Annotated in this window: 10 protein-coding genes; 5 read left to right on the top strand and 5 right to left on the bottom strand. The window is 68.3% G+C overall.

Annotated elements, in window-relative coordinates:
• Positions 1 to 48: 48 nt before the first annotated feature.
• From AC1DR1_RS02520 to AC1DR1_RS02505, 4 genes are all read left to right on the top strand, one after another.
• Positions 49 to 963, top strand: coding sequence for a LysR family transcriptional regulator (locus AC1DR1_RS02520; RefSeq protein WP_229993558.1), 915 nt, complete (start codon positions 49 to 51; stop codon positions 961 to 963).
• Between the two features lie 117 nt (positions 964 to 1,080).
• Complete coding sequence (locus AC1DR1_RS02515; protein ID WP_229993557.1) at positions 1,081 to 2,178, top strand: tartrate dehydrogenase; 1,098 nt, start codon at positions 1,081 to 1,083, stop codon at positions 2,176 to 2,178.
• A 113-nt stretch (positions 2,179 to 2,291) separates the two neighbouring features.
• Positions 2,292 to 3,758: a C4-dicarboxylate transporter DctA gene (gene dctA, locus AC1DR1_RS02510; RefSeq protein WP_229993556.1), complete on the top strand. Its 1,467-nt coding sequence runs from the start codon at positions 2,292 to 2,294 to the stop codon at positions 3,756 to 3,758.
• Position 3,759: 1 nt separating this feature from the next.
• Complete coding sequence (locus AC1DR1_RS02505) at positions 3,760 to 4,920, top strand: glycerate kinase (RefSeq protein WP_476965999.1); 1,161 nt, start codon at positions 3,760 to 3,762, stop codon at positions 4,918 to 4,920.
• An 82-nt stretch (positions 4,921 to 5,002) separates the two neighbouring features.
• Here the strand turns inward: AC1DR1_RS02505 and AC1DR1_RS02500 are convergent, their stop codons facing one another.
• The 4 genes from AC1DR1_RS02500 to AC1DR1_RS02485 all read right to left on the bottom strand — a co-directional run bounded on the left by AC1DR1_RS02500 (position 5,003) and on the right by AC1DR1_RS02485 (position 10,742).
• Complete coding sequence (locus AC1DR1_RS02500; RefSeq protein ID WP_476965998.1) at positions 5,003 to 6,763, bottom strand: acetyl/propionyl/methylcrotonyl-CoA carboxylase subunit alpha; 1,761 nt, start codon at positions 6,761 to 6,763, stop codon at positions 5,003 to 5,005.
• Positions 6,763 to 8,484 (bottom strand): 5-oxoprolinase subunit B/C family protein, encoded by a 1,722-nt coding sequence (locus AC1DR1_RS02495; protein ID WP_476966097.1) that lies wholly within the window; start codon positions 8,482 to 8,484, stop codon positions 6,763 to 6,765. The genes AC1DR1_RS02500 and AC1DR1_RS02495 overlap by 1 nt, the downstream gene beginning before the upstream one ends.
• Positions 8,485 to 8,548: 64 nt before the next feature.
• A complete protein-coding gene (locus tag AC1DR1_RS02490) occupies positions 8,549 to 9,889 on the bottom strand; it encodes an MFS transporter (protein WP_229993553.1) in 1,341 nt (446 codons plus the stop codon).
• A gap of 94 nt (positions 9,890 to 9,983) precedes the next feature.
• Positions 9,984 to 10,742 carry a LamB/YcsF family protein gene (locus tag AC1DR1_RS02485; RefSeq protein WP_476965997.1) on the bottom strand — a complete coding sequence of 253 codons (759 nt, stop codon included), beginning with the start codon at positions 10,740 to 10,742 and terminating at the stop codon, positions 9,984 to 9,986.
• Positions 10,743 to 10,848: 106 nt separating this feature from the next.
• On the opposite strand from AC1DR1_RS02485, the gene AC1DR1_RS02480 reads away from it, so the two are divergent.
• On the top strand, positions 10,849 to 11,541 hold the full coding sequence (locus AC1DR1_RS02480; protein WP_229993551.1) for a GntR family transcriptional regulator: 693 nt from the start codon (positions 10,849 to 10,851) through the stop codon (positions 11,539 to 11,541).
• A 203-nt stretch (positions 11,542 to 11,744) separates the two neighbouring features.
• Here AC1DR1_RS02480 and mmsB read toward each other — a convergent pair whose 3' ends face one another.
• Complete coding sequence (gene mmsB / locus AC1DR1_RS02475) at positions 11,745 to 13,034, bottom strand: multiple monosaccharide ABC transporter permease (protein ID WP_229993550.1); 1,290 nt, start codon at positions 13,032 to 13,034, stop codon at positions 11,745 to 11,747.
• Between the last annotated feature and the right edge of the window lie 4 nt (positions 13,035 to 13,038).

The following is a 13,038-nucleotide window of genomic DNA, read 5'->3' as shown; positions in this document are numbered from 1 at the left end:
TATCCGGGGCGGCCGGAGCCCCAGGACCGGACCGGTGAAGGAGCTGGCGTGGACACCCGGAAGCTGAAGTATTTTCTGGCCGTCGTTGACCACGACGGATTCAGCCGCGCCGCGGAGCACCTGCTCATCGCCCAGCCGTCACTCTCACAGACCATCGCGGGCCTGGAAAAGGACCTGGGGGTGCCGCTCTTTCACCGCATCGGCCGCCGTGCGGTGCTCAGCGAAGCGGGCAAGGAACTCGTCGGGCCGGCCCGGCTCGTCATGCGGGACCTCGATGCCGCGCAGTCCGCGGTGCAGGCGCTGCGGGGCGTGCGGAGCGGGCGGTTGGACATTGTCACCATGCCCTCCCCCGGCATCGAGCCGCTGACGTCGATGATCGCCGAGTACACCCGGGCGCATCCGTCGGTGCGGCTTAACGTCAGTGCCGCGTTCACGCCCGAGGAGGTCGTTGAGTCCGTCCGCAGCGGCAGCACCGAGATCGGCCTGGCCGGATCCCCAAACCCCGTCCGGGTCCCGGGCGTCCAGGTCCTGGAGCTGGAGCGCCAGCCGCTGATCCTCATCGTCAACCCGCAGGCGGACACGTTCGGCCCGGGGCCGGCGATTCAGAGTGAGGATCTGGGCGGGCACCGGCTGATCGCCAGCCAGCGCGGATCCCTGATGCGCTGGCTGGTCGATGATGCGCTGGCCCGCGGCGTCAACACTGAAATCGTGGTGGAGGTCGCGCACCGGACCTCGATCCTGCCGCTGGTCCTGGCCGGGGTGGGCCACGCCGTGATGCCCTCATCGTGGGCGCCGCTGGCGCACAAGTCAGGGTTGCGGACCCTGCTGATCGAACCGGTGTCCCATCTGGACGTCGCCATCCTGAGCCGGAAGGACGGCCTGACGCCCGCCGCCAAGGCCTTCCTGGCGGTCGCAGAGCTGCATGTGGCAGCGGCAGGAGGCCCGCAGGCCGTCGACCAATAGGTTGAGCCTATTTACCGTATCGAATCTTGGTCTTGGACGGCGGCTGGTGCCGGACCGTCTACTTGAAGAGGACAAGCAGTGTGACGCTGCTAACACACTCAACGAGGAGGTAGGCACATGAGCGCCACCCAGAAATTCAGCATCGCTTCTATCCCCGCCGACGGCGTGGGCAAGGAAGTCGTCTCCGCCGGCCGCCGCGTCCTGGATGCCCTTGCCGAGAATTCCGGCGGCAAGTTCGCCTTCGAGTGGACCGAGTTCCCGTGGGGCTGCGGCTACTACGAAAAGACCGGCCAGATGATGGACCCGAACGGCCTGGAAGTCCTCAAGGACTTTGACGCCATCTACTTCGGTGCCGTCGGCTGGGAGAACGTCCCGGACCACATCAGCCTCTGGGGCCTGCGCCTGAACATCACGCAGAACTTCGACCAGTGGGCCAACATCCGCCCGGTGAAGTTCCTGCCCGGCGTCCAGTCCCCGCTGCGCAAGGCCGATCACACCGAGCTCGACTGGATCGTGGTCCGCGAAAACAGCGAAGGCGAGTACGCCGGCCTGGGCGGACGGAACCTCAGCGGCCGCGGCCCCGGCAACGAGGTGGCCCTCCAGACCGCCCTCTTCACCGAAAAGGGCTGCGAGCGGATCATGCGCTTCGCCTTCGACCTCGCCCGGACCCGCACCGTGAAGAAGGTCTCCTCCGTCACCAAGTCCAACGCCCAGCAGTACGGCATGGTCCTCTGGGACGAAACCTTCCAGCGAGTGGCCCTGGACTACCCGGACGTGGCCACCGAAAGCGTCCTGGTCGACGCCATGAGCGCCAAGTTCATCCTGCACCCGGAAGAACTCTCCGTCGTCGTCGCCTCGAACCTGAACGCGGACATCCTCTCGGACCTCGGCTCGGCCCTGGCCGGGAGCCTCGGCCTGGCGGCCAGCGCTAACCTGAACCCGGAACGCCGCTTCCCGTCCATGTTCGAACCGGTCCACGGCTCCGCGCCGGATATCGCCGGCAAGGGTATCAGTAACCCGATCGGCGCGATCGCCAGCGCCGCCCTGATGCTGGACCACTTCGGCCTGCACGAGGAAGCCCGCCGCATCGAGGCCGCCATCGAACAGACCACGGCCGCCGGCCACCTGACACGCGACGTCGGCGGCGAAGCCAACACCGATGACGTCACCGACGCCATCATCAAGGCCCTCGCCCACACCCTGGCCGCCGTCTAGCCAGACCACGTTCGGGCGGGCGGCGCCGCGCACCGTCGCCGCCGCCCGCCCGGCCCAGCTCTTTCATTCTTCAAACACCACCGGCAATCACATTCCACAATGAGGTAGGAATCATGGGACCCATCACCACCCCGGGCGCGGCAACGCCGGCCCCCAAGACACGCTGGTACAGGCAGCTGTACTTCTGGGTATTGACCGGAATCGTCCTCGGCATTCTCGTGGGCTGGCTCGCGCCCGCCGCCGGCATCGCCCTGGAACCGATCGGCACCACGTTCGTCAACGCCATGAGGATGCTGATCGGTCCCATCGTGTTCCTGACCATCGTCGGCGGCATCGCCAGCGTCGCGGACCTGAAAAAGGTCGGCATGACCGGCCTGAAGGCCCTGACGTACTTTCAGATCGGCACCATCTTCGCCCTGCTCTTCGGCCTGGTCGCCATCAACATCTTCCGCCTCGGCGAGGGCGTCAACGCCGACGCCAGCGCCATCAAGACCACGGACTCCGCGGCCAAGCTCATCGAAACCGGCGCCCACCAGGAATGGTGGCAGTTCCTGACCCACATCATCCCGACCAGCATCGCCGCGCCCTTCGTGGAGGGCGACATCCTCCAGATCATCTTCATCGCCGTGATCTTCGGCATCGCCCTGAACGCCACGGGCAAAGTCGGGGCGCCCGTCCTGGACGGGGTCCAGCGCCTCACCGGGGTCATGTTCAAGATCCTGGGCTTCATCATGAAAGCCGCCCCGCTGGGCGCGTTCGGCGCGATGGCCTTCGCCGTCGGCAAGTACGGCGTCTCGTCCCTCTCCAGCATGGGCGGGCTGATCGCCCTGTTCTACGCCACGTCGATCCTGTTCGTCGTCGTGGTCCTCGGATCCGTCATGGCCTTCCTGAAGCTGAACATCTTCAAGATGATCCGCCACCTCAAGGAGGAGTACCTGCTCATCCTTGGCACCTCCACCGCCGAACCGGCGCTGCCGGGCCTGATGCGCAAGCTTGAGCACGCAGGGGTCAAGAAGGAAACCGTCGGGCTCGTCGTTCCCACCGGCTACAGCTTCAACCTCGACGGCGCCGCCATCTACCTTTCGCTGGCCGCCGTCTACATCGCCCAGGCCACCAACACCGAGCTGACCATCGGCCAGCAGCTGGGCCTGATCGCGGTCATGCTGCTCACCTCCAAGGGCGCGGCCGGCGTCGCCGGCGGCGGCTTCATCGCCCTGACCGCCACCCTGGCCACCATCGGCACCATCCCGGCCGCCGGCATCATGCTCATCTTCGGCATCGACAAGTTCATGTCCGAATGCCGGGCCCTGGTGAACTTCACCGGCAACGCCGTCGCCACACTGTTCATCGCCTGGTGGGACCGGACGCTGGACGCGGACCGTGTCCGCCGAGTCTTCAACGGCGAAGTGGTTGAGCCCCTGCCCAGCGAGGATCCGACACCCCTCGACGAGTTCACGGACATCGCTGCTGACCTGACCGCCCACGATCCCCGCACGGCCAGTCCCCAGCACGCAGAACCGGCCGATGACGCCCCCGCCTCCAGTGATGACCGGCGCCCTGCCTACTCGAAAAGCATCTGACATGTTCACCACAACCGCCCCGAAACGCGTGCGAGCCCTGATCGCACCCGACAAGTTCAAGGGCAGCCTCACGGCCGGTGAGGTGGCCGATGCCCTGGCAGCAGGACTCCGTTCCGCCTCTGGTTTCACCGGCGCGGCCGGGACGATCCACTGCGAACTGCTTCCACTGGCGGACGGAGGTGACGGCAGCGTCGACGCCGCCGTCGCCTCCGGCTTCACCCGGCGCAGCTACACCGTCTCAGGACCCACCGGCCAGCCCGTCCAGGCCAGCATCGCGTTCGACGGCGCCACCGCCGTCGTCGAGGTGGCCAACACCTGCGGCCTGGGACTCCTGCCCGGCGGAACACTGGATCCGCTGGGTGCCTCCAGCCGCGGCTTCGGCGAAGCTGTCCTGTTCGCCCTCAGCCTGAAACCGGCCAGGATCGTTCTGGCCCTGGGCGGCAGCGCCAGCACGGACGGCGGCATGGGAATGCTCACCGCCCTCGGGTACAGCTTCCGGGACGCCGACGGCCGCCAGCTCTACGGCAGCGGCGGGGCGCTGGCACAGATCCACAGCATCCAGCGGACCGCCCTCCCCGAACTTGCCGACACCGAGCTCGTCGTCGCCAGCGACGTCCACAACCCGCTGCTCGGCGCCCACGGCGCACCGGCGGTCTTCGGCCCCCAAAAAGGCGCCGGACCCGAGGAGATCGCCTCTCTCGACAAGGGCCTCGAACATTTCGTCACCGGGCTCACAGCGGCGGGAATCACCGAGGCGGACCGGCTCGCCCAGCACGACGGCGCCGGCAGCGCCGGAGGAATCGGCTACGCGTGCCTGCTGCTCGGGGCAAAGCAGGTCTCCGGCGCCGACTACTTCCTGGACCTGCTGGACTTCAATGCCCGCAAGGACACCTGTGACGTCGTCGTCACCGGCGAAGGCAGCCTCGACGAGCAGACCCTTGCCGGGAAGCTGCCGGCGGCCGTCGCCCGGCGGTCCGGATCCCGTCCGGTCATCGCCGTCGCCGGCCGCTCCCTCCTGCCCCAGGAACGGTGGTCCGAAATGGACCTGACCCGGGTCTACACTCTGGCCGACTACACGGACCAGGATTCCGCCAATGACCCCGGCCTTTCCGCCGCGCTGCTCCGCCGGATCGGAAAGGACATCGGCTCCAGCCTGCTCTAGGCCTGACACACTGCACCACGCAGAAACGCCCGCCCGGGGCTATCCCGGGCGGGCGTTTCTGGACTCTCCGAAGGGGCGGCAGCTAGCCGATCAGCGCCAGCACGGCCCCGGCCGCAACCACTCCGCCGGCTTCGGTGCGGACGTCAGTGACAGTGCCGTCCCGGTGCGCGGAGACCTGGGTTTCCATCTTCATCGCTTCAAGGACCACAACCGGGTCCCCGGCCGATACCTCGGCGCCCGGCTCGACGAGCCACTTCACCACGGTCCCGGCCATGTCGGCGCGCAGCTCGCCCGGGTCGGCAGCGGAAGCACCGCCGTCGGACGCCGCTTCCACGGACACACCTGCGGGCAGCGGACTGCCAGAGCGTGCCCAGCCGTCCAGCAAGTCGGCCGGAAGGCCGACGGCGAGGCGCCGTCCGTCCACGTCGACGGTGATAGTGCGGCGTTCGCCGTCGGGCGCTGTGGTGCTGTAGTCGGGATCGGCGGGGATGGAGGCACTGTCCGCGAAGTCGGTTTCGATCCAGCGGGTGTGGATGCCCAGCCCGTCCTCGGACGTGAAGTCCGGGGACTCCAGCACTGCCCGGTGGAACGGCAGCACGGTGGCCACCCCGGTGATGCGCATTTCGGCGAGGGCCCGGCGGGCCCGACGCAGGGCCTGCTGGCGGTCCGCGCCGGTGACAATCAGCTTCGCGAGCAGGGAATCGAACTGCGGCGGGACGAAGGAGCCGGAGCGGACGCCGGTGTCGAGCCGGATGCCAGGGCCGGTGGGGCCGGCGAACTCGCCGATGGTCCCGGGCGAGGGCAGGAAGCCGCGGCCCACGTCCTCGGCGTTGAGCCGGAATTCGAAGGCGTGCCCGCGCGGCGCCGGGTCCTCGGCCAGGCGCAGCGGCTCCCCCGCGGCGATCCGAAACTGTTCCTGGACGAGGTCGATCCCCGTGGTTTCCTCGGTGATGGGGTGCTCCACCTGGAGCCGGGTGTTGACCTCGAGGAATGCCACCGTGCCATCCGCCGCGACCAGGAATTCCACCGTGCCGGCGCCGGAGTAGCCGGCCTCCCGGCAGACGGCCTTGGCGGCGTCGTAAATCAGCTTGGTCTGCTCGTCGCTGAGGAACGGCGCGGGAGCCTCCTCCAGGAGCTTCTGGTGCCGGCGCTGCAGTGAGCAGTCGCGGGTTCCGACGACCACGACGTTGCCGTGTGTGTCCGCCAGGACCTGCGCCTCCACGTGGCGCGGACGGTCCAGGTAGCGCTCCACGAAGCACTCGCCCCGGCCGAAGGCGGCCACTGCTTCACGGACGGCGGAGTCGAAGGCTTCCTCGACCTCGTCGATGACCCTGACCACCTTCATGCCGCGGCCGCCACCGCCGAAAGCGGCCTTGATGGCGATCGGCAGGCCGTGCTGTTCGGCGAAGGCCCGGGCTTCGGCAGCCGTGTCGACAGGACCGTCGCTGCCGGCCACCAAGGGGGCGCCGGCCCGGACGGCCGCGTCGCGGGCCGTGATCTTGTTGCCGAGCAGCCGGATTGCGTCCGGCGTCGGACCGATCCAGGTCAGTCCGGCGTCGAGGACGGCCTGGGCAAAGTCGGCGTTCTCGGAGAGGAAGCCGTAGCCGGGGTGGACGGCGTCCGCTCCGGACTCGGCCGCCACGGCGAGGAGCTTGGGGATGTTCAGGTACGTGTCCGCGGGCGAGTTGCCGTCCAGGCTGAAGGCTTCATCGGCGGCGGAGACGTGCAGGGCGTCGGCGTCGATGTCGGCGTAGACGGCGACGGACGCCAACTGCGCGTCGTCGCAGGCCCGGGCTATGCGGACCGCGATTTCTCCACGGTTTGCGATCAGGACCTTGCGCATCAGTTACTCGCTTCTTCTTCGGTGGTGACGTGTTCAGTGGTGCCGTGTTCGGCGCTGCGCTCAGTGGCGCTGTGTTCGGCCCAGCGGAAGCGGATCTTGCCGCCGATGGGGACCTGCGCGGCGAGGTCCAGCTGGGAGTCGACCACCACGGCGATCACGGGGTAGCCGCCGGTGATGGGATGATCGGCCAGGAAGAGCACGGGCAGCCCCTCCGGCGGGACCTGCAGGGCGCCCGCCACGGTGCCTTCGCTGGGCAGTTCGCCCTGGCGGCTGCGCTGCAGCGGGGTCCCATCAAGGCGCATGCCGACCCGGTTGGACTGCGGCAGCACGGACCAGTCCTGGGCGGTGAACGAGTCCAGCGCCGCCTGATCGAACCAGTCGGCGCGGGGACCGGGGACGACGTCGAGGACGGTCACCCCAGTGCCCGGGTAGTCCGGCTGCAGTTCGGGAGCCCCGACGACGCCGGATTCGGCTTCCCCACCGGCGGCCAGCACCTGCCCGGCGGCCAGGGGCGCCGGACCGATCCCGGACATCGTGTCGGTCGAGCGGCTGCCCAGCACCAGGGCTGTGTCCACCCCACCGCGGACCGCGAGATAGCTGCGGAAGCCGCTCTGCGGCGCRCCAAGGCTGAGCGTTTCACCGTCGAGCAGCGCGAACGGGGCGGCCATCGGCACCGCGCGGTGCCACGTTTCACCATCGCTGTCCGGCGCCGACTCGATACTCAGTGCCGACGGTGCGCCAGTGACGGCGAGGACCTGGTCGGCCACGGCCTGGACCTTGAGCCCCCCGGCGACGGTCTCGATGCCGGCCGCGGCGGGGGCGTTGCCGACGAGGCGGTTGGCCCGGCGCAGCGAGGCCCGGTCCAGTGCACCGGCGGCGGAGACGCCCAGGGCAGAGTGGCCATGGCGGCCCAGATCCTGGATCAGGCTCTGCAGACCGGGCGAAACGATCCGGAGTCCGCGGGCGACGTCCCCGGCACCCGGTTCCGGCACGGTGCCGGCATGCTCAGCCGCAGGCGCCGCGGCTGACTCCGCGACTGGCTCCGCGACGAGCACCGCATCCCGGACCGGCCGGAACTGCACCCGGTGACCGGGGGCGGCCAGGGCGGGCTGGTCCCGGTCCAGGTCCCACATCCGGGCGTTGGTGCGCCCGATCAGCTGCCAGCCGCCCGGGGAACGGCGCGGGTACACGGCCGAATAGTTGCCGGCCAGCGCCACGGAACCTGCGGGCACGGCGGTGCGCGGCGAGCTGCGCCGGGGCACCTCCAGCTGCTGGTTCTCCCCCACCATGTATCCGAATCCGGGCGCAAAGCCGGCGAAGGCCACGGTCCAGATCTGGCCGGAGTGGGCGGCGATCACACCCTCCGTTCCGAGGCCGGTGAGCCGCCCGACCTCGGCGAGGTCCTCGCCGTCGTACACGGTGTCGATAACCACCAGTTCGCCGTCGAGCTGCACCGGTGCGGTGAGGTCGAGCTGCAGCAGCCGGGCGGCGATGCGCCGGGCCGAGGCCGGGGAATCGGCCCTGACCAGGACGGTCTCGGCCGCGGCCAGGACGTCCTGCTGGCCCGGCAACGGCTTCTCCAGCAGCAGCGCCTGCAGGGCAAGCACATCCTGCGTGCCGGAGAGCTCGGCCAGGACCGCGCGCGTTCCCACGGCCCGCACGGAGCGGACTCTGTGAACTGTTGCGTTCTCTACCTTCGGGGGTTCCCCTGCTGTCTCAATCACGAGTGCCTCACTCATTGTGCCGGTGCCGGTGGACAGATCCGCTGAATAGGATCCAAAGTGCTCAGGCGTGGGCATCCTGCAGGAGCCGCTCTTCTTCGTCGGTATGCGGGTTGCGCCCGATGGCCAGCCCGATCACCGTCACGATCGAGGCGACCGCGAGGTAGCCAGCGATCAGGAACCAGTTGCCGCTAGCGGCGAAGAGGGCGGTGAAGACCAACGGTGCGATGGCGCCGCCGACCACGCCGGCCAGGGTGTAAGCCAGCGAGCTGCCGGCGTAGCGCAGCCGGGCCGGGAACTGCTCGGTGATGTATGCGGCCTGCGGGCCGTACATGAAGGCGTGGAAGGCCAGCCCGATCACGATGCCGACGGTCAGCGTGACGACCGACTTGTCCTGGATCATGACGAAGAACAGCGGGATGTAAATGGCGGTTCCGACGGCGGCGATGCCGTATACGAGGCGGCGGTTGATGCGGTCCGTGAGGGCGCCCGCCGCGGGGATCAGGACCAGCTGGAAGGCGGAGCCGATCAGGATGGCGGTCAGTACGTTGCTGGTGCTCATGCCCAGTTGCTTGGTGGCGTAGACGGCCATGAAGACGGTAAGCAGGGAGTACAGCACGTCCGGGCTGATGCGGGACAGGGCGGCGGACACGAGGGCGCGCGGCTCCTTGGTGAAGACCTCCTTGATGGGGGCCTTGGGCTGTTCGCCGTGGGCCTGGATGGCCTTGAAGACGGGGGTTTCCTCAAGCTTCAGCCGGATCAGCAGGCCGAAGCCCACCAACAAGGCCGAGGCGAGGAAGGCCACACGCCAGCCCCAGGAGAGGAAGTCTTCGTTGCTGAGGGTCGCGGCGAGCACGGCCAGGACGCCGTTGGCCATCAGGTTGCCGGCGGGCGGGCCGATCTGCGCGGCGGAAGACCAGAAGCCGCGCCGCTTGGCGTCGCCGAATTCGCTCGAGAGCAGGACGGCACCGCCCCATTCGCCGCCGACGCCGATGCCCTGTGCCAGGCGCAGCAACACGAGGATGATGGGAGCGGCTATACCGATGGTGGCGTAGCCCGGGAGCACGCCGATCACCACCGTTGCGATGCCGATCAGCAGCAGGGTGGTCACGAGGACGTGCTTGCGGCCGATCTTGTCACCGAGCCGGCCGAAGATCACGCCGCCGATGGGACGGGCGAGGTAGCCTACCGCAAAGGTCGAGAAGGACAGCAGCAGCCCGACGTATTCGTCGTTGCCCGGGAAGAAGACCTTGGGGAACACCAAGGCCGAGGCCACGGAGTAGATCGCGAAGTCGTAGTACTCCAGCGAAGTGCCGGTGAGGCTCGCGACGTAGGCCTTGAGGGCGCCTGGCGGGATCCTCCTCTTGCCGGCGGCCGGGGTGGCCTGATGCGGTGCTGCAGTCATGGTTTTCCTCCAGGTGTGCGGGTGCTGCCTGTTGCTTGGGTGTGAGTGCGGGTGATCCCGGCGGAACCGGGGATGAAGCAGGTGTTGCTTCGGCTTAGACGAAGGCGGCGGTGGTGATGTCCGCGGCGTTGAGCGCTTCGCGGACAGCGGCGGCCATGGTGACGGCTCCCGGGGAGTCGCCGTGCACGCAGATGCTTTCGGCGCGGATTTTCAGGATGGAGCCGTCGATAGTGCGGACGGCGGAATCGGTGGCCATTCGGAGGACATGCTCAGTGACGAGAGCGGGGTCCTCCAGCACGGCTCCGGGGAGCGTACGGGATACCAGGGTGCCGTCCGGGTTGTAAGCGCGGTCGGCAAAGGCTTCGGTGACCGCGCGGAGGCCGGCGGCCTCGGCGAGGCGCAGCACTTCCGAGCCCGGCAGGCCCAGGATCGGCAGGTTAGGGTCAACGGACTTCACGGCGTCGACGACGGCCTGCGCCTGGGCGGTGTGCGAGACGATGGCGTTGTAGAGGCCGCCGTGCGGCTTCACGTACCTGACCGTGCCGCCCTCGACGGCGGCCAGCGCCTGCAGCGCACCGATCTGGTAGACGACGTCGTCCGCCAGTTCGATCGGGTCGATGTCGAGGAAACGGCGGCCAAACCCGGCGAGATCGCGGTAGCCGACGTGGGCGCCGATCACGACACCCGCAGCCACGGCCTCGCGGCAGGTCCGGCGGATGACGCTGGGATCCCCCGCGTGGAATCCGCAAGCCACGTTGGCGCTGGAGACCGAGCGGAACATCGCCGTGTCGTCGCCTAGGGTCCAGCGTCCGAAAGACTCGCCAACGTCGCTGTTCAGGTCGATGGTTGCCATTTGTGATCCTCGTCTCATGATAGCCCCCTACTAGGATGCATCAATTTCTCCGATTGTTCAACAATCCGACGATTTAAAGTAGGAACAATCGTGTAGATTCGGCACTATGACGACTTCCGAAGCAGCTGCCGGTCCCGCCCTGGCCGCGGCTGCGGCGCGGCTGCGGGTGGCCGTTCCTTCCGTGGCGGACCGGGTGGCAGCCGAACTGCGCCTGCAACTGGCGGAGGGCCTGCTCCTGCCGGGAGCCCGGCTCACGGAATCGACCATCGCCGAAGACCTGGGCGTTTCGCGCAACACGGTCCGCGAGGCGTTCGCCGAACTTGCGGCCGAGCGCCTGGTGGTCCGGCACCCGAACCGGGGTGTCTTTGTGGCCAGTCTGGAGGCGGGCGACATCCACGACGTCTACACGGTGCGCCGCGCTATTGAAGTCAGCGCGATCAGCGGCGGCGGCAGTCCGGAGCGGGTGGCCGCGGTCCGCGCGGCTGTGGAAGAGGGCAAAGCCGCGGCGGCCGCCAACGACGAGGAGGGCCTGGGCAACGCCAACCAGCATTTCCATGGCGCGATCGTTGCCCTGGCCGGAAGCCGGCGGCTGGACACGATCATGTCCCAGGTCCTGGCCGAGATGCGGCTGTTCTTCCACAAGGCCACCGTGGATGCGCATTTCTACCGGGGCTATCTGCCGGACAACGAGGAAATCTGCAGCGCCCTGGAGGCCGGGGACCTGGACCGCGCCGGGGAGCTGCTGCTGGCCTATTTGAACCGGTCAGAGGAGCGCCAGGCCGCCGTCCACGGCGAGTGAGCGCGCCGGACTTGGACGCTCGGCGACGCGCGTTCAGCCTGGCGACGCGCTAATTTCCTCGCGACGCCGGGATTCCCGTGTCGGGAGGAAATTTGCGCGTCGCAGGACATTCTGCGCGTCGAAAGATACCCGCGCAAAAACGAGCGACCCGGGTTGGCCTCCTGAAGGCCAACCCGGGTCGCAGCAGTCTGCGGTATCCCGCGCTAGTTTCCGGCCGGTACCGGGACCGGACGCTCCTCCGCCGGCCTCCCGGCGTCGGCATCCGCCGCGGGCGGGGTTTTCAGCTTGAGGCGCTGAATGATCGAGGCCCCGCCGCCCTTGCCGCTGCGGTTCTTGTTGAAGATGTCGAAGCCGACGGCGAGGAGCAGCACCAGGCCCTTGATGAGCTGCTGGTAGTCGGTGCCGAGGCCCAGGATCGACATGCCGTTGTTGAGGACACCCATGATGAGGCCACCGATCATGGCCCCTGCAACGGTTCCGATGCCGCCTGTGACTGCGGCGCCGCCGATGAACGCCGCCGCGATGGCGTCCAGTTCGAAGCCTGTGCCGCCGGCCGGCTGGGCGGAGTTGAGCCGGGCCGTGAACACGAGGCCGGCCAGTGCGGCAAGGACGCCCATGTTCACGAACAGCCGGAAGGTGACGGCCTTGGTCTTGATGCCGGACAGCTCAGCAGCGTGGAGATTGCCGCCGAGCGCGTAGGTGTGCCGGCCGAAGACGCTGTTGTTCATCAGGGCCGTGTAGACGATCACCAGGACCGCCAGCACGATCAGGACGATCGGGGTGCCCCGGTAGCTGGCGAGCAGGAAGGTGATGGTCAGCATGAGCAGGGCAATGAACGCGGTCTTGGTGGCGAACCAGGCCATTGGCTCGTTCTCGAGTTCGAACTTCTTGCGGATCCGGCGTTCCTTGACGGCCTGGATCACGAGCGCCAAGGTGGCGCCGACGCCAAGGATGACCGTCAGCCACTCCAGAACCGACGTGCCGCCGGAAATGTCCGGCAGGAAGCCGCCGCCCAGCGCCCGCAGTTCGCCCGGGAACGGCGTGATCTGCTGGTTCTTGAGAACGATCAGTGTCAGGCCGCGGAAAATCAGCATCCCGGCGAGGGTGACGATGAAGGCGGGAATGCCGACGTACGCGATCCAGTAGCCCTGCCAGGCACCCACCAGCGCGCCGACCAGCAGGCAGGCCGGGATGGCGAGCCACCAGTCCCATCCCCAGTGCACGATCATGACACCGGCGCAGGCGCCGATGAAGCCGGCGACCGAACCCACGGACAGGTCGATGTGGCCGGCGATGATCACCATCACCATGCCGATGGCCAGGATCAGGATGTAGCTGTTCTGGACCACCAGGTTGGTGACGTTCTGCGGCTGCAGCAGGATCCCGTCCGTCAGGATCTGGAACAGCAGGACGATCAGGATCAGGGCGACAAAGATGCCGACCTGGCGGAGGCGGCTTGCCAGGAAGCCCAGGGATTCTCGGAGGGCGGACATGTTC

This window comes from Arthrobacter sp. P4_F10, from assembly GCF_056401435.1.
This window is presented reverse-complemented; position numbering and strand designations above follow the sequence as displayed.